Below are 16,805 nucleotides of genomic sequence, written 5' to 3' on the forward strand. Positions count from 1 at the left end.
TCTCTGCACACTCCTATTTCTGATCTGCACGGGAGGAGAGGCTCGAACTCCCGACACCTGGTTTTGGAGACCAGTGCTCTACCAACTGAGCTACACCCGTTTATATTTACACTGAAAGGTATCCCGCCAAAACGGGACACCCTTAGAGTAAAAAATTATATCGTGATTAATCTATAATCTTAGTTACCTGACCGGCACCAACCGTTCTACCACCCTCTCGGATAGCAAATCGAAGTCCTACGCTTAAAGCGATAGGCTGGATAAGGTCTACAGTAATAGTTACGTTATCACCAGGCATTACCATTTCAACACCACTTGGAAGATTTATTGTTCCTGTAACATCCGTTGTTCTAACATAGAATTGTGGACGATAGTTATTGTGGAATGGCGTATGACGACCACCTTCTTCTTTTTTAAGGATATATACCTCAGCTTCAAATTTAGCATGCGGCTTAACAGAACCTGGCTTACATATTACCATTCCCCTGCTAATTTGCGATTTTTCAATACCTCTTAATAAGATACCTACATTATCACCAGCTTCTCCTCTATCTAAAATTTTACGGAACATCTCAACCCCGGTAACTGTAGATGCTAATTTTTCAGCACCCATTCCAATGATATCTACAGCATCACCAGTATTAGCTATTCCAGTTTCTATACGACCGGTTGCAACAGTACCACGACCAGTAATAGTAAACACATCTTCAACGGGCATTAAGAAATCCTTCTCAATATCTCTTTTTGGCAGTTCAATCCATTCATCAACAGCAGTCATTAATTCCATTACTGTATCAACCCACTTTTGCTCTCCATTTAAGGCGCCTAAAGCCGATCCTGAGATAACTGGTCCGTTATCACCATCGTACTCGTAGAAAGACAGAAGCTCTCTTATTTCCATTTCAACAAGCTCAAGTAATTCATCATCATCAACCATGTCTACTTTATTCATGAAAACAACCATTCTTGGAATACCTACCTGACGACCTAAAAGGATATGCTCTCTGGTTTGAGGCATAGGACCATCTGTGGCAGCAACTACTAAGATAGCTCCATCCATTTGAGCAGCTCCTGTTACCATGTTCTTTACATAATCCGCGTGACCTGGACAATCTACGTGTGCGTAATGACGATTCGCTGTTGAGTATTCAACGTGTGCCGTATTAATTGTAATACCTCGTTCCTTTTCCTCCGGAGCGTTATCGATAGAATCGAAACTTCTCTTTTCAGATAATCCTGCGTTTGCTAAAACAGTTGTAATAGCAGCAGTTAATGTAGTTTTACCGTGATCTACGTGTCCAATAGTACCAATATTTAAGTGCGGTTTGGAACGATCAAAAGTTTCCTTTGCCATTTTGAGTGAATTTAATCTTAGTTTATATTAGTGTATAATAATTAATGCCTAATTTATTTGAGCCAACGACGGGAATTGAACCCGTGACCTCTTCCTTACCAAGGAAACGCTCTACCCCTGAGCTACGTCGGCTTGTGGGTCAACAGGTTTTATATCTTAATATTAAGGTTAATTTTAACCTTGATTAAAATAAGAAACGTTTACTCAATTTCTTTGAGCGGGAGACCGGGTTCGAACCGGCGACATTCAGCTTGGAAGGCTGACGCTCTACCAACTGAGCTACTCCCGCAATTTTAATTTTCAATATTTCACCAATCCTACTGAACATCTTCTAAGTCCTGATTTGCAATAATAACCAGACTCCAAATTTATCTGACCCTGGAAATCTATAAGCAATATTCACAAAACCGCTCTCAAAAACCAGTTGTGGGGAGAGCAGGATTCGAACCTGCGAAGGTAAAACCAACAGATTTACAGTCTGTCCTCGTTGGCCGCTTGAGTATCTCCCCTCCTTGCTATTTTATATTCTTCCGAGCCGATGGAGGGACTCGAACCCACGACCTGCTGATTACAAATCAGCTGCTCTAGCCAGCTGAGCTACATCGGCTTTTTAAAGCCTTTTAACGCATAAAAAAGTCCGCTATTTCTAACGGACTGCAAATGTAGATAATTATTTTTTTAATCAAAACTATTTTATAAAAATTTTAAGGAGGGTTGGAACCTTGGTTTTTTCTTCTTTTTAACCAATTTTCTCTCCAGAGAACTGCATGCAGAATCAATTGCCTCCTCAAAAGATTTGCATTGTTTTTTAACTACAAACTTATCTTTTGGAATATACAGCTTGATCTCGACAATTTTATTTTCTTTTTCACTCGTATTTTCAACCTTTAAATGTACATCAGAGCTGACAATCTTATCATAAAAAAGTTCTAGTTTGTCTAAACGCCCTTGAATAAAATTTAGAAGTTCTAAATCTGCATTAAAATTCACAGCTTGCGCATTTACCTTCATAAGTTGAATATTTTAGGTTAAACAATAGAAAAGAACGTTATACTATTTCTTGCTCCTTGGATGAGCAGATGCATGTACTTTTTTTAATTCAGCTATACTATTATGTGTGTAAACCTGAGTAGATGCCAAACTAGAATGACCTAACAATTCCTTCACCGAATTTAAATCTGCTCCTTTATTAAGCAAGTGTGTGGCGAAGGTATGCCTAAGTATATGCGGACTCTTTTTAACTTTGGAAGAGACCTTACTAAAATACCCATTAATAATTCTATAAACAAGTGTTTCATAAATTTTAATCCCGGATTTGGAAAGAAAAATAAAGTCTCTTTCCTTTATTGTGTCCAACTTCATTCTTTCATCCAAATATATCTCATACAGATTTATAGTTGAGTCCAAGAGCGGAACAATTCGTTCCTTATTTCGTTTACCCAATACCTTCAATGTTTTTTGAGACAGTTCAATATCCTTTAATTTAAGATTAATGAGCTCCGCCCGCCTTATCCCTGTAGTGTATAGTAATTCTATGAGTAACCTATCCCTACTGCCTTCAAATCCATCTTCAAAATGCACTTGTTGTAAAAGCATTTCCATTTCCGTCTCAGAAAAAGGAACTTCAATTTTTGTAGGTGTCTTTAGGGCCTTATGTTTAGCTAATGGGTTAACCTGAATGTTTTCGGTTTTCAATAAAAACTTATAATAAGCTTTCAATGAAGCTACTTTCCGGTTTACAGATCTGTTGGACAATCCATCTGTGACCATTTGAACTACCCACCCTCTTATTAAATTATAGTCTGCCTTATCTATTTGCTTCAAATCGTACTCCCTAAAGCAAAAATCTTTAAATGCCTGAATATCCTTTTCGTATGCCTTCACCGTATTAGGTGAATAGTTCTTCTCATGAGTAAGATAGGATATAAAAGCAGTTAAAGACATATCACAAAGTTACCTCTAGTTATTTTCATAAAAAAATCCCGTCTCGATAGTTATCGCGACGGGAAATTATAATGCTAAAAGCTATTTATTATATTTCTTCCTGGTCCCTTAGGCCTTGAATATACTGTGCTTTCTGTATTTGTTGTCTTCTTTCTACTGAAGGCTTGGTAAACTGCTGACGTTTTCGCAACTGACGCATTGTACCTGTACGATCGAACTTTCGTTTAAAACGTTTTAAAGCTCTGTCTATATTTTCTCCTTCTTTTACTGGTATTATCAACATAGGCTACAACCTCCTTTCTTTAAATATTTTTCGAATGCAAATATAGAATGAATAAATTAAACGGTAACAAATTATTTTAAAATATTCTTCGCTATAACTATTTTTTGGATTTCCGTGGTACCTTCCCCAATTGTGCAAAGTTTTGCATCCCTATAGAATTTTTCTACGGGAAAGTCCTTGGTGTAACCATAACCCCCATGAATTTGGACGGCTTCATTGGCAACCTTTACACATACTTCAGAAGCATACATTTTTGCCATTGCACTTATTTTGGTCATTTCGCGACCCTCATTTTTCAGGAAAGCAGCCTTGTGTAGTAATAATTCAGATGCCTCTATTTCGGTAGCCATGTCTGCCAGTTTAAATGAAATCCCCTGAAATGAACTTATTGGCTTACCAAATTGAATACGTTCCTTGGAATACTTTAATGCAGCTTCATAGGCACCTTTTGCTATTCCCAGAGATAAAGCTCCTATAGATATGCGTCCGCCATCTAAAACCTTCATGGACTGTATAAAGCCATCACCTATATTCCCAAGCCTCTGGTAATCCGGAATCCTGCAATTATTAAAAATCAATTCCGCAGTCTCACTGGCACGCATTCCTAATTTATCCTCTTTCTTACCACTGCTAAAACCCAATGTTCCTTTTTCAACAACAAAAGCGCTCATCCCACGACTATCTCCCTTCTCTCCTGTTCTTGCAATAACAACGGCTATATCTCCACTAATACCATGTGTGATAAAATTCTTTGCCCCGTTAAGAACCCAATGATCACCATCTTTAATGGCTGTTGTGCTCATTCCGCCAGCATCTGAACCTGTATTATGTTCTGTTAACCCCCAGGCACCAATCCACTCTCCGTTAGCAAGTTTCGGAATCCACTTTTGTTTTTGCTCTTCATTCGCAAAAGATAGAATATGATTTGTACATAAAGAATTATGAGCAGCTATAGATAGGCCAATTGCCGGATCTACTTTTGATATCTCTTCTATGATGGCTATATACTCATGATAGCCTAAACCGGCCCCACCCAATTCATGAGGAATCAGTACGCCCATAAAGCCGTATTCTCCTGCTTTTTTTAGAAGATCAGCCGGGAAAAACTGAGATTCGTCCCACTCCATTATATGAGGCCGTATGTATTGCTCCGCAAATTTCTTAGCAGACTCGGCAACATGGTGTTGGGTCTCAGAATAATCAAAACTAATAATAGACATAGTGTCTGTGGTCATTGTTGCAATTTTTTAGAGCGACAAATATAATTTAATTCTATCAATCTTGTCTGCCGGGAAATCTTCTATTTTCAATAATTCATTAAAAGATTTGATAATTCCAACGCTATCTCTATAAGTAACTATTTGAATAGCAAGGTTTTGATCTATATAAATGAGTTGTTGCATTTCTCTTCTTGTAGCAGAATTAATATTGATCATTTCAATTACGGGTTGCCCCTTAACCCGAAATTCTTCCAATATTCTTAAAACCACTTCTTCCTCCAGACCATATACATCATATAGTTGCTCATTTACCATAAAGCCCCCTAATCTGTTTCTGAACTTGACAATTCTGGCCGATAATTTATCGCCAATTCCATAAATGCCCTTAAGTTCTTCCGGGGTAGCCTGATTTAGATCTTTATGCCCCACGACGGTTACTACCGGTTTTTCCTTTCTTTCATTTTTTCTGCTTTTTGGCCGATTTGCCCATTCAGGAAATTTAAAGTATGGAGCTAATATTTGTAGTAAGGAATCTGAAATGAGCGTAACCTGTTGAAATTCTTTTGCGGAATATACCCAGTTGTTTTCAGATCTGAATAAGTGTAATCTATCTATCTCTTCATTAGACATACCCAGGGTATAACCTTTGTAATCAGAAATGAAGTTTGGATTAAAAGAGTAAACCTTTGATAAATTTTCTTTATTGTCTTTATCTAGTATTGAATCCAGTTGTCGTTGAATTTTCACATCTAATGCAAATCTTTCCTCCGAAGTATGCAGGTAATCTTTTTTAAAAAGCATGTAGGCTAATTGCAGGCTAAAAATGATTAGCAGTAGAAAGAAAATCCCACTGCGTTCCTGTTTATTGAACTTAAAGTGGGATTTTAAATTTTTCAAGGGTATTCTTATTTACTTACACCTTTAATGTCCATTACATACTTATTAAGCTCTTCTTTAACCCTGGGAAACAAAAACAGTAAGCCTATCATATTTGGGAATACCAATGCCAGAATCATGGCATCAGAAAACTTAATTACCGCATCCAAAGTAGCTCCGGCACCAATAACTACAAATAATAAAAATAAAATTTTGTAAACAACGTCCGCTCTTCTGCCCCGTCCGAAAAGGTATTTCCAGGATTGAAGACCATAATAGGACCATGAAATCATTGTGGAAAATGCAAAGAGAATAATTGCAATGGTAAGGATGTATCTGAATCCGGGAATAACAGAATCATAAGCCATTGATGTTAGATCAACGCCACCAATATAATTTCCAGTTTCACTTATTAAAACAGTACTGTTAACGGCATTGCCATACTCAAAGGCCCCGGCATCCATATTAAAGAAAATAATAACTAATGCCGTCATGGTACATATCACTACCGTGTCTATAAATGGTTCCAAAAGCGCCACAATACCTTCACTCGCCGGATACTTTGTTTTAACGGCAGAATGGGCAATGGCTGCAGATCCTGCACCAGCCTCATTAGAAAAAGCAGCTCTTTGGAAGCCTACAATAATAACTCCAAGAACACCTCCTAAACCTGCCTCAGGTGTAAACGCACCATTAACTATCATGGCAAAAGCATCGCCTATGTATTCGATATTGGCAAAAATTATAACTAAAGAAGCCAAAACATAGACTCCGGCCATAAATGGTACAATTTTTTCCGTAACACTTGCAATCTTTTTTATTCCTCCAATGATAACAATGCCTACAAGAATAGCCAGGATTACACCAATAATAACTCCGGTTGCTCCGCCCTGCAGATCTAACATAGAAGAAAGTTGAACTGCGGCCTGATTAGACTGAAATGCATTACCTCCTCCAAAAGAAGCACCTACACATAACACAGCAAAAACAGCACCTAAAACTTTACCCAAGCCGGTAAATCCTTTTTCCTTTAGTCCCCTTGATAAGTAATACATTGGTCCGCCATAAACGGTACCATCTTCACCCACATCTCGGTACTTAACGCCTAGTGTACATTCAACAAATTTCGTTGACATCCCAATTAAACCACAAACAATCATCCAAAAAGTGGCTCCGGGCCCACCAATAGCAATAGCTACTGCTACGCCTGCAATATTACCAAGACCTACTGTTCCGGAAACGGCGGTAGCAAGAGCCTGAAAATGACTTACCTCCCCCTCTTTACTTTCATCTGCAATGGTATCAACCAAATCACCATCTACAATGTTTAAATCAGCCTTTTCTACGCTGTGATGATCCAGTTCATCGTACTTACCACGTACTGTATTGATGGCCAATTTAAATTTTGTGATATTGGGAAACTTAAAATAAATAGTAAAGAATGAAGCTCCAAAAATCAAAAGGAGTAGAACTACCGGCAGATTATATCCTGCAATAGGAACCGAAGTAAGGACAAAGCCTTCCCACCATACTGCCACCGGCATAAATGCGTCATTTACTTTTTCATCAAGTCCTTTGTCCTGAGCAAATGTCAAAATTGGCAGAAAAAATAATAAAATTGAAAGAAGTCTATACTTCATAAGAGTTAATTTTGGTTTAATTTGGTCTGTATTGGCGGCAATATCCTAAAAAATAGTAATACAAAAAAATATAATTATCTCTTGCGGCCTAGTTTATATGAAACATTTCGTTAAGCTTTTTAATCTGCTCTGGTCTTCCTAAAACGATTACTTTACTATTAGGCTCTAAAGGCAAATCCGCTTCAGGGTTAATTATATAATTTCCGTCGGGCTCTATATAGCCAATGATGGTACATCCTGTTTTTCTTCGAAGATCAAGATCCCTTAAGGAATTGCATTCCATTTGACCTGCAAAATCTTCAATGGCAACTTCTTCCAGATTGGTGGTGTTTTCACCTTCGGTAGATAATTTATCCATAAAGGTTATCAAATCCGGTATTACAACCAAAGATGCCATATGATCCCCTCCAATTTTATCAGGCATGATAACATTGTCTGCTCCTGCTAATCTTAATTTTTTTTGAGAGGTAACCTGAGAAGCCCTGCTAATGATAAATAATTTTTGATTTAGTTGTCTTGCAGACAATACAACGAACAAATTAGCGGCATCATCCGGTAAGGTAACTATAAGATATTGAGCGTCGTGTACACGGGCTGATATCAAAGTTTCATCCTCGTTAGCATCACCCTCAACAAACAAGACATCTTCTTCAAACTTTTCAATAATATCTTTGTCCTTTTCAATAACAACATAAGGTTTTTTGTACGCCTTAAGTCGTTCCACCGCCTGCATTCCATTACGTCCATAACCACAGACAATAACATGATTGGATAAACCGTTGATCATTTTTTTCACCTTTTTTGTTTTTAGTAGCTGTAATTGATTTTTGCTGAATAAATATTCCGTAATCACAGAAATGGCGTAGGCAAATATAAAGACACTGAATATTATTAAAAAAATCGTAAATATTTTACCTTCTGTTTCCAAAGGACCAACTTCGTTAAATCCAACGGTTGTAACCGTAATAATGGTCATATAAAAGGCATTCAACCAGGATAATCCGGTTATAAAATGATATCCCATAGAGCCTACCAGCAAAACCGATAACATCAATGCAATTGCGATGTAAATTTTAGAGCGAAAAAGTCTTATCATAGCTAAAGGTCAAAAACCGAATTCCTTTTGGTATAGATCAAATCCTTTATTCTCAGCCAAAAAGCTAAAAACAGGTATAATGCAAAACCAAAGCCCAAAGTTACAAACGTTAGGTAGATAAAAGTGGTTCTTACAACACGTGCCCTAATACCGAGACTCTCCGCGATCCGTCTGCATACTTCAAAGCCGCGTTTTTGAAAATAATATAAAAGGCGATAGAAAATATTCATTTTTTAAAAATACTATTTTCCTTTTAATAAACTATCTCCTACTACACATTCCAGACATCTATTTTCAGTACAATAAGTATTATAAAGTTGCAGTATGGCCTGACTATACATAGCATTGCCACAATTAACTCCAAGATTATTAAATTTTCTAATAATTTTATTATCCTCACTTTTTAGTTTGTTTATAATCATAATTATCCTTGAACTTACATCTATCCCCTGCCATTTGGAATAACAAAAAATCATTGGGAGTATAGTATTTATAAGTAATAAATTAATAAAACTCTTGGTAAGTTTATTTTCTCTTTTAGGTGATATCTTGCCAAAAACATAATGTTTTTGCCAGTATTTACTCGTAGATATACTGAAAATTTCATAAACCTGGTGGACTTCCTTAATAGCCATGATATTTCCAAATAATTGTGGAGATGTGGCATATAGATTAGCAAGTTGTGATAAGCGGATAGTAGGAAAGTTGGCAGGGCGTAATCTAAAAAAAGACGGACTCTGAACACTGCTCTCTTTAATCTTGAATTTATCCCTCAAATAAAAATATTCCCTTTTCATTTGTCTTAAAACCTTGTCCTTAGACGATTCATTATCCAATAGCCCTGCTAAACCAAATAGAACACTTTCCAACTGAAAAACATTTTGGCTTAACTTCCGGACAATTCCAAATTCAAGTGCTCTTCCGAGACTTAAAAAAGCTTCGCTGTTTAACTTTAGTCCAAAGTTTTTCAATAATAGTATGAAAAGTACTTTTTCCCAATCGTTTTTCGCTTCTATCAACAATCTGTTTATTTCATTAGATTTCTCTTCCAGCCTCTCAAAATATAGCCGTTCCAACCAAGCCGAAAATTTAAATTTATCAATAGAATATATCTCCCTCTCGCAATTGATAAAGTTATCTTTGGATGACTTAAATATTTTATAATAGTTTGCCAGTATATATCCTGGTATAAAATTTATAAGTTCAAGAGCAGGTATTTCTTCCTTGTTTTTCCTATATACCACTGTATCTTCTTCCCAAACTACATGTAAAATTACATTGTCATAATTAGTATCCATATTATGCTGATGTGAATACCAATCAGAAGATTTTACATGGATTTCTACATTTCCTACCCAAAGTTGTCCATCAATTTCCAATTTAGCATGAAAAAAATCAGGTCCCGCATCATGATTATGAATTCCCAGGGATATGATTTGAAGTGTTTTCTGTCTGGAGGTGTATAGATTTGCAAATGGAATTTTTCCATTTTTCCAGATGTAGTGTAGGAGATCTTCACGCATGCTCCTAAAATAAAAGAACCCACTGAAAGTGGGATGCAGCATTAAGGGTTTAAGATTATTAGATTATATCACCCTGCCATTCCAGAATTCCCCCCATGAGGTTGTAGGCATTGGGAATGCCTATACTATTCATTATCGCACAAGCCTGCCGGCTTCGCTGGCCAGATCTACAGTAAACATAATAATTTTTAGATTTATCTAATTTCTCCAGCTCTTCTAAAAATTCTTGTCCCAAATAAATATTTAGATTGGTCGACTCAGGAATTTGTCCCTGATCTGCTTCTTCCGGGGTTCTAACATCCAGAATAAAAGCTTTATCATCCTTCTCGAATTGCTCCACCCATTCCTCTTGTAATAAATCTGCCATTTTATTTCAATTTCTCAGCGAAGGTACAAACTCCTGCTCTTTTCGCAAACATTTACCGTTATCGCGACTTTATTGAACAGCCTATAGCCCGGGTAGTTGTAATTGATATTTCCTCTCCTTTTAACATGGCATCTATAGCATTTTCAACATATTTTATCTTAACTGCAGACGCATTGGAATAGTTGTCATCAATTGTTCCAATATAACGCACAACATTTCCCTGATTGGTTTTTTCGAGTAAATACACATGTGGAGTTTTAGTTGCCCCATATTGGGGAAATATTTTCTGTCCATTATCAACCAAATATGGAAATGTGAACCCTTTTTCCATTGCACGTTTTTTCATGTATGTTACACCATCTTCGGGCTGCAAATTAGGGTCATTAGGGTTTATTGCAATTACCGGCACTCCCTTTGTCTTGTATTTTTTATCAAGGGCAATAATCCTGTCTTCGTAGGCGATTGCATAAGGGCAAGTGTTACAGGTAAAAATTACTAAAAACCCCATGGCTTCTTTATAATCTGATAATGAGACGTTTTTACCATTAATATCAGGAAGACTAAAGTCAGTTGCATAATCCCCAATATCATAACCCTTGTCAATTTCTTTAAAATAACCAGTATCGCTCAAAAAAATTGCGATTAAAATAAAATTTGCCCAGAGATATTTCATGTTTACTTATTTATCTGAATTCTTGTATTTCTTTATTTAGCATTTCGTAGGTAAAAGCCTGTTCATAGAACTTTCTTTTTTTACGATTGTAGATCAAAGTAGCGGGAATTGCCCCGGACCAGTTCTTATCAATTTTTGGGATCCATCTATTTTGATCCAGGTCATTTAACACTACCACCTTCGATTGTATTTTCTTAGTTTTTATAAAAGGAAGTAACTTAGATTTCCACATTGAAGGCATATCCAGGCTAACCAATATCACCTTGTAATTATTCGCCTTTCCCTGCAGGTTGATTTTTTCAAAATATGGTAATTCTTTTATGCATGGCGCACACCAAGTTGCCCAAAAGTTGATAATATAAATGTTATCATCTTTCTTATTCAAGAAAGGTTCTAATTGATCAAAATTATATACCGGTATACCCAAACTATCAGCAGGAATGAATTCATTTTTAACTAAATCTGAATTCTCAAAGTTTGTGTTCTTACTTTCTTTAACTCCGCATCCTATAAAAAGCAGGATACTTAAGCACAGGCTAAGACGGATCATTTAGATTGTTTCTTATCCTTATAAAATTAAGCAACTGTAAATAAGACATAATAAATTTAACAAAACTTTATCTGCTCAAATGTTGTTGGTTATTATTGATTATTTACATTTGTATATACAAATATTGTAAGTACATGAATGTTGAGGCTTTAATAAAAACGGAGAAGAAGATTCCCTTAAGAAGCAGGACTATTATTCATTTAATGTTGATTCATAACAAGGTTTCTGAAAATATCTCACATTCCCTTAAACCTTTTGGAATTTCGACACAACAATTTAATGTCCTACGCATACTGAGAGGTCAGCAGAGTAAACCGGCTAATCTATCGACTTTAAACGAGAGAATGATTAGTAAAATGAGCAACACCACCCGTTTGGTAGATAAATTAATAAAGAAGGGTTATGTTGAGAGGATTGTATGCTTGTCTAACCGGCGGAAAGTGGAGATTACCATTACCAAGGATGGATTAAAAGCGCTATCTGAAATGGACCATGTACTGGAGAAAGCAGAAATAGAAATTTTAGCCAATTTTTCCGACTTAGAACTTGAACAATTAAATCTTTTATTCAATAAATTTTAATAGCAAATATGAACAAGTACCTTGAAAGCCTCAATTGGCGATATGCAACCAAAAAATTTGATAGCCAAAAACAAATATCTGAAGAAGATTTGAATACTTTATTAGAAGCTATTCGTTTAAGTCCCTCTTCATTTGGGCTCCAACCCTACCATATCTTTATAATAAAGGATATTGAACTAAGGGAAAAATTAAAAGCAGCCTCATGGGATCAATCGCAAATCACAGATGCATCTCATTTAATCGTCTTTGCTAACAATACTAGTTTTGACACCGAGCTAATTGATAACTATTTAACTAATGTTAGCGACACAAGAGAAATTGAACTAAGTAATTTACAGCCTTATGGAGATTTTATGAAATCTAAATTGGTAGATCTTCCTAACAAAACAAAAGAAACTTGGACCGCAAGGCAGACCTATTTGGCTTTAGGCCATTTACTTTCAGCAGCTGCGAGTTTAAAAATTGATGCCTGCCCCATGGAAGGTTTTAATCCTGAAGTCTATAATGAACTTTTAGGTTTAAATAACAAAGGACTAAATTCATCCGTAGTAGCCGCAATAGGTTACAGAGCCGAGGAAGATGACACCCAGCATTATAAAAAAGTTCGACAATCAAAAGAATTATTATTCACACATATATAAAGCCTAATATTAAAACAATCATTTGAACAAATTAAATATAGAAACATGAAAAAGAATGTATTAAGTCTGGCACTGGCCATAGTTTTTGGAGCAACCGCTGTTGCTAATACTCCAATAAAGGAAGAAAAGAAAGAAGTAAAAACAAATGAGAGTAAGGTAACCTGGAAAGCTTACAAAGTAACCGGTTCTCATACAGGTACTGTTAATCTTAATTCAGGAGCCTTAATTTTTGATGATGGAACACTGACAGGTGGAGAATTTGATGTGGATATGACCTCGTTGATATCCACAGATCTTGAAGGAGAATATAAAGGTAAATTAGAAGGCCATCTTAAGTCTGACGATTTCTTTGGAGTTGAAAACCATCCAAATTCTACCCTGGTATTTACAAAAGTTAAAGTCTCTGGTAAAAATTCTTATGAAGTACAGGGAGATCTTACCATTAAAGGGATAACTAAGCCAGTTACTTTTGATGTTTCTGTTTATGGAAGTAAAGCAACAGCCACTTTAAAAGTAGACAGAGCCCAATATGATGTTAAGTATGGATCAGGAAGTTTCTTTGATGACTTGGGTGATAAAACCATTTATGATGAATTCGATTTGGTAGTGGATCTGGAATTCTAGTTCATATTCCCCCGTTTTATTAAATCCTGAATATTCTTAATAATATTCAGGATTTTTTATTTGATAAAATCAAAAAATAAGAATCTACGATTTCATGTAAATCGTGTGGAGTTATTTCCTTGCTATACGCCTAATAAACACAACATATTTTAAGTCATCTTTTGGTAAAAAAGTAAGCAAAATCAGATCTAAAGCTATATTTTTAAACAAAAATTAAAAATGACATCAAAAGCAATATCTCGCTTGGTTTTTTTAATGGTTTTTGTACCATTACTTTTTAGCAGTTGCGGTTCTGAGTTTAGTTATTCTATAGAAACAACTTTGAACCCATACAAAATATCGCCGTTAACGGCTATTTTAAATATTGAAGCAGAAAAACCTTGCAACGTTACTATTAAAGTTCTGGGTTCTACACCGGTAGAGCAAACTTTTGAACTTAACGCCACCCGGTTAGAGATTCCCGTAGTAGGTTTATATCCTAATACTAATAACGATGTTCTTGTTACTTTAGATTATGAAGGTGGAGAAGTAATAGATACCATAAAAATAAAAACAGAGAACAACCCTAGTCATTTTCCAGATATAACCATTAACAAGTTAAATCGGAATGAAATGGAACCAGGCATGCACGCTTGTGACATTCATTTTGCCAATAATGGTAAATTCAATTCAGGGCCTTTAATTTTTGACGACCAGGGCCAGATACGCTGGTATTTAGATTTAAGTTTTGCCGGTAAAATGGTTAGTCCATTTCAACGACTTAAGGATGGAACAATTTTAATGGTGAGCAGGCATGTTATTTACGAATTTGATATGTTGGGTAAACCACTAAGAGAAACTAAAATAAATACAAATTATGGTATGCACCATGATGTTCTTGAGTTGCCAGACGGAAATTTATTGATATGTGTTGGTATAAGAGGTCAATTCATAAACTTGGATGGCAAGAAGGTCAGATCGGATAGTGACTTCATTATGGCATTTGACCGAAAAAATTCGAAAATTTTACGGGTATGGGATTTAGCCAAACATTTAGATGTGAGTAGAAATGATTTGAACTTTTTTAGACCGGGTGATTGGCTACATATGAATGGGTTGGCTTTTGATCAAAGTGATAATTCAATTATTGTATCTGGAAAAAATCAGGGATTGATCAAAATTTCCTGGAATGACACTCTGGAATGGATTATGGCACCAAAAAAAGGTTGGGGTAAATCTGGCAGAGAAGGAAAGGGTTTTGAAACAAAGCCTTATATATTAACAGCTGTTGATTCTGAAGGGGGGCCATATGGCAAAGCTGTTCAGGATGGGAGTGAAAGAGCAGAAGAATTTGACTTTCCCTGGGGAATGCATTCCCCGTCTATAATGCCCGATGGCAATCTTTTGGTATTTGATAATGGCACCTTTAGACATTTTGAAAATAACATTCATTATTCCCGTGCAGTGATATATAAAATAAATGAAAAAGATAAAACTACTAAGCAGATTTGGCAATATGGCAAAGAAAGAGGGTCCGAATTTTTCTCCACTATTGTAAGTGATACAGACTATCTGTACAATTCAAATAATATTCTGGTTACTTCAGGTTATCTAAAACAAGGAACAAAACTATCTGCTAAAATAGTTGAGGTAGACTATGAAACTGATAAAGAGGTTTTTGAAGCAACACTACATTTTAAAAGTGAAAATGGCAACAAAAGCAGTTCCTGGGGTCAAACAGATATTTTATATCGATCTGAGCGATTAGAATTGAAGTATTAGGAATCGGCACTATTAATTATAATCACTTCATGTAATATTGGGTTTTGGATCTATATTTCCTTTAAATTGATTTGTAATTATGAAATTCCTTTCTATATTTGACTCAATGAATTTTAGAATAGTAAATACTTGGTGGTGGAATAACTTACGTATAAAGTCGTGAGCTAAGCACCATTGTAGTATTACTATACGAAAAGGCTTGTCTATCACGACAAGCCTTTTTGATTTTTCAGAATTAGTTAGTATTTAAATTTTTGCAGATTATGGCATATGAACTTAAAACATATTATAAAAAGATACTCGCTGACACTATTACCCCGGTTAGCGTCTATTTAAAAATTCGTGATAAGTTTCCTAATAGTATTCTTTTGGAAAGTAGTGATTACAGGGCAAATGATAATACCTTTTCTTATATCTGTTGTAATCCTATAGCCTCTATAAAGGTGAAGGATGAACAAATTACTCAGTTGTTTCCGGACAACTCTGCTAATGAGATAACTATAAACAGTGAAACTGATGTTGTGGAAATTATACACGCCTTCAGCCAAAAATTCAAGACCGAATCTAACGGTTTTAAATTTATAAATAATGGATTGTTTGGGTATATGTCCTATGATGCAGTTAGGTACTTCGAAGATATTTCTATCACAAAAAAAGACAGCTCCCTGGATATTCCTGATATTTATTATGCTGTTTATCAAAATATAATAGCCATAAATCATTTTAAAAATGAGGCTTATATATTTGCTCATTGCTATGATTCTGATAATAATATTTCAGAAATTGAACAACTTCTTAATATAAGAAATTTTGCCTCCTATAACTTCAGAAAAGAAGGTAAAGCTTCCTCAAATCTCAATGATGAAGAATACAAAGAACATGTATCCCTGGCCAAAAAGCATTGTAAAAGAGGTGATGTTTTTCAATTAGTCCTTTCACGAAGGTTTTCACAAGGATTTAAAGGAGATGAATTTAATGTATACCGAGCCCTTCGCTCTATTAATCCTTCTCCATATCTGTTTTATTTTGACTATGGAGATTTTAAAATCTTTGGCAGTTCACCGGAAGCACAATTAATTGTTAAAGACGGGAAGGCTGAAATACATCCAATTGCTGGTACTTTCAAAAGAACCGGTAATGATGAAGAAGATGCTTTATTAGCTAAAAAACTAACAGAAGATGTCAAGGAAAATAGCGAGCATGTTATGCTTGTAGACCTTGCCCGTAACGATCTAAGTCGACATGGGAATATGGTAAATGTTGAAAACTATAAGGAAGTCCAGTTCTTTTCTCATGTTATTCATCTTGTTTCCAAAGTTACAGGTCAAAAGAAACAAGAAACACCAACTATGAAAGTTGTCGCTGACACTTTTCCGGCAGGTACCCTAAGCGGGGCCCCCAAGCATATGGCTATGCAGTTAATTGAAAAGTATGAGACCACGAACCGGGATTATTACGGTGGGGCTATCGGCTTTATGGATTTTGACGGAGATTTCAATCACGCCATTATGATCCGAACCTTCTTAAGTAAGAATCACCAACTTCATTACCAGGCAGGAGCGGGTTTAGTAGCTGCCTCTGAACCGGAAAAAGAGTTACAGGAAACTTACAACAAATTGGGAGCACTTAATAAAGCTCTGGAAATTGCAGAAACTATCTGAAAAAGAACAAT

The 16,805-nt window shown here is 35.7% G+C and carries 18 protein-coding genes and 5 tRNA genes; 5 read left to right on the forward strand and 18 right to left on the reverse strand.

The annotated features are described in order from the left end of the window. Window positions 1-27: 27 nt before the first annotated feature. The 18 genes from ABJH90_RS04165 to ABJH90_RS04250 form a co-directional block, all read right to left on the reverse strand. A tRNA-Trp gene (locus tag ABJH90_RS04165) sits at window positions 28-100 on the reverse strand. Between the two features lie 66 nt (window positions 101-166). Next, window positions 167-1,354 (reverse strand): elongation factor Tu, encoded by a 1,188-nt coding sequence (gene tuf, locus ABJH90_RS04170; protein WP_348136832.1) that lies wholly within the window; start codon window positions 1,352-1,354, stop codon window positions 167-169. Between the two features lie 60 nt (window positions 1,355-1,414). Next, window positions 1,415-1,486: transfer RNA gene (locus tag ABJH90_RS04175), tRNA-Thr, on the reverse strand. A gap of 84 nt (window positions 1,487-1,570) precedes the next feature. Continuing rightward, window positions 1,571-1,643, reverse strand: a tRNA-Gly gene (locus tag ABJH90_RS04180). A gap of 138 nt (window positions 1,644-1,781) precedes the next feature. Continuing rightward, a tRNA-Tyr gene (locus tag ABJH90_RS04185) sits at window positions 1,782-1,863 on the reverse strand. 24 nt (window positions 1,864-1,887) lie between these two features. After that, window positions 1,888-1,961: transfer RNA gene (locus ABJH90_RS04190), tRNA-Thr, on the reverse strand. 86 nt (window positions 1,962-2,047) lie between these two features. Then, the gene (gene raiA / locus ABJH90_RS04195) at window positions 2,048-2,365 is read right to left on the reverse strand and encodes a ribosome-associated translation inhibitor RaiA (RefSeq protein ID WP_348136834.1); all 318 of its coding nucleotides are present in this window, start codon (window positions 2,363-2,365) and stop codon (window positions 2,048-2,050) included. A 42-nt stretch (window positions 2,366-2,407) separates the two neighbouring features. Further along, window positions 2,408-3,298 carry a tyrosine-type recombinase/integrase gene (locus ABJH90_RS04200; protein WP_348136836.1) on the reverse strand — a complete coding sequence of 297 codons (891 nt, stop codon included), beginning with the start codon at window positions 3,296-3,298 and terminating at the stop codon, window positions 2,408-2,410. Between the two features lie 88 nt (window positions 3,299-3,386). Continuing rightward, a complete protein-coding gene (gene rpsU / locus ABJH90_RS04205) occupies window positions 3,387-3,581 on the reverse strand; it encodes a 30S ribosomal protein S21 (RefSeq protein WP_019671394.1) in 195 nt (64 codons plus the stop codon). A 71-nt stretch (window positions 3,582-3,652) separates the two neighbouring features. Then, window positions 3,653-4,792: an acyl-CoA dehydrogenase family protein gene (locus ABJH90_RS04210; protein ID WP_348137955.1), complete on the reverse strand. Its 1,140-nt coding sequence runs from the start codon at window positions 4,790-4,792 to the stop codon at window positions 3,653-3,655. 36 nt (window positions 4,793-4,828) lie between these two features. After that, a complete protein-coding gene (locus ABJH90_RS04215; RefSeq protein WP_348136838.1) occupies window positions 4,829-5,698 on the reverse strand; it encodes a helix-hairpin-helix domain-containing protein in 870 nt (289 codons plus the stop codon). Between the two features lie 8 nt (window positions 5,699-5,706). Beyond that, window positions 5,707-7,317: an alanine/glycine:cation symporter family protein gene (locus tag ABJH90_RS04220; protein ID WP_348136840.1), complete on the reverse strand. Its 1,611-nt coding sequence runs from the start codon at window positions 7,315-7,317 to the stop codon at window positions 5,707-5,709. Window positions 7,318-7,405: 88 nt separating this feature from the next. Next, on the reverse strand, window positions 7,406-8,413 hold the full coding sequence (locus tag ABJH90_RS04225; protein ID WP_348136842.1) for an NAD-binding protein: 1,008 nt from the start codon (window positions 8,411-8,413) through the stop codon (window positions 7,406-7,408). Window positions 8,414-8,415: 2 nt separating this feature from the next. Next, window positions 8,416-8,643, reverse strand: a complete 228-nt coding sequence (locus tag ABJH90_RS04230) for a PspC domain-containing protein (protein ID WP_348136844.1) — start codon at window positions 8,641-8,643, stop codon at window positions 8,416-8,418. Between the two features lie 12 nt (window positions 8,644-8,655). Continuing rightward, on the reverse strand, window positions 8,656-9,936 hold the full coding sequence (locus ABJH90_RS04235; RefSeq protein WP_348136846.1) for a DUF2851 family protein: 1,281 nt from the start codon (window positions 9,934-9,936) through the stop codon (window positions 8,656-8,658). Window positions 9,937-9,994: 58 nt separating this feature from the next. After that, window positions 9,995-10,303 carry a rhodanese-like domain-containing protein gene (locus ABJH90_RS04240; RefSeq protein WP_348136848.1) on the reverse strand — a complete coding sequence of 103 codons (309 nt, stop codon included), beginning with the start codon at window positions 10,301-10,303 and terminating at the stop codon, window positions 9,995-9,997. 58 nt (window positions 10,304-10,361) lie between these two features. Further along, on the reverse strand, window positions 10,362-10,976 hold the full coding sequence (locus ABJH90_RS04245) for a thioredoxin family protein (RefSeq protein ID WP_348136850.1): 615 nt from the start codon (window positions 10,974-10,976) through the stop codon (window positions 10,362-10,364). A 10-nt stretch (window positions 10,977-10,986) separates the two neighbouring features. Beyond that, the gene (locus tag ABJH90_RS04250) at window positions 10,987-11,526 is read right to left on the reverse strand and encodes a TlpA disulfide reductase family protein (protein ID WP_348136852.1); all 540 of its coding nucleotides are present in this window, start codon (window positions 11,524-11,526) and stop codon (window positions 10,987-10,989) included. Between the two features lie 134 nt (window positions 11,527-11,660). On the opposite strand from ABJH90_RS04250, the gene ABJH90_RS04255 reads away from it, so the two are divergent. The 5 genes from ABJH90_RS04255 to ABJH90_RS04275 all read left to right on the forward strand — a co-directional run bounded on the left by ABJH90_RS04255 (window position 11,661) and on the right by ABJH90_RS04275 (window position 16,794). After that, window positions 11,661-12,107, forward strand: coding sequence for a MarR family transcriptional regulator (locus ABJH90_RS04255; RefSeq protein ID WP_348136854.1), 447 nt, complete (start codon window positions 11,661-11,663; stop codon window positions 12,105-12,107). A gap of 8 nt (window positions 12,108-12,115) precedes the next feature. Further along, window positions 12,116-12,748, forward strand: a complete 633-nt coding sequence (locus ABJH90_RS04260; protein WP_348136856.1) for an NAD(P)H-dependent oxidoreductase — start codon at window positions 12,116-12,118, stop codon at window positions 12,746-12,748. A gap of 45 nt (window positions 12,749-12,793) precedes the next feature. Further along, a complete protein-coding gene (locus tag ABJH90_RS04265) occupies window positions 12,794-13,372 on the forward strand; it encodes a YceI family protein (RefSeq protein WP_348136858.1) in 579 nt (192 codons plus the stop codon). Window positions 13,373-13,591: 219 nt separating this feature from the next. Further along, on the forward strand, window positions 13,592-15,133 hold the full coding sequence (locus tag ABJH90_RS04270) for an aryl-sulfate sulfotransferase (protein WP_348136860.1): 1,542 nt from the start codon (window positions 13,592-13,594) through the stop codon (window positions 15,131-15,133). Between the two features lie 263 nt (window positions 15,134-15,396). Beyond that, complete coding sequence (locus ABJH90_RS04275) at window positions 15,397-16,794, forward strand: anthranilate synthase component I family protein (RefSeq protein WP_348136862.1); 1,398 nt, start codon at window positions 15,397-15,399, stop codon at window positions 16,792-16,794. The last annotated feature ends 11 nt before the right edge of the window (window positions 16,795-16,805 follow it).

The organism is Eudoraea sp. (assembly GCF_039969275.1).
In the GTDB taxonomy this organism is placed as follows: Bacteria; Bacteroidota; Bacteroidia; order Flavobacteriales; family Flavobacteriaceae; genus Eudoraea.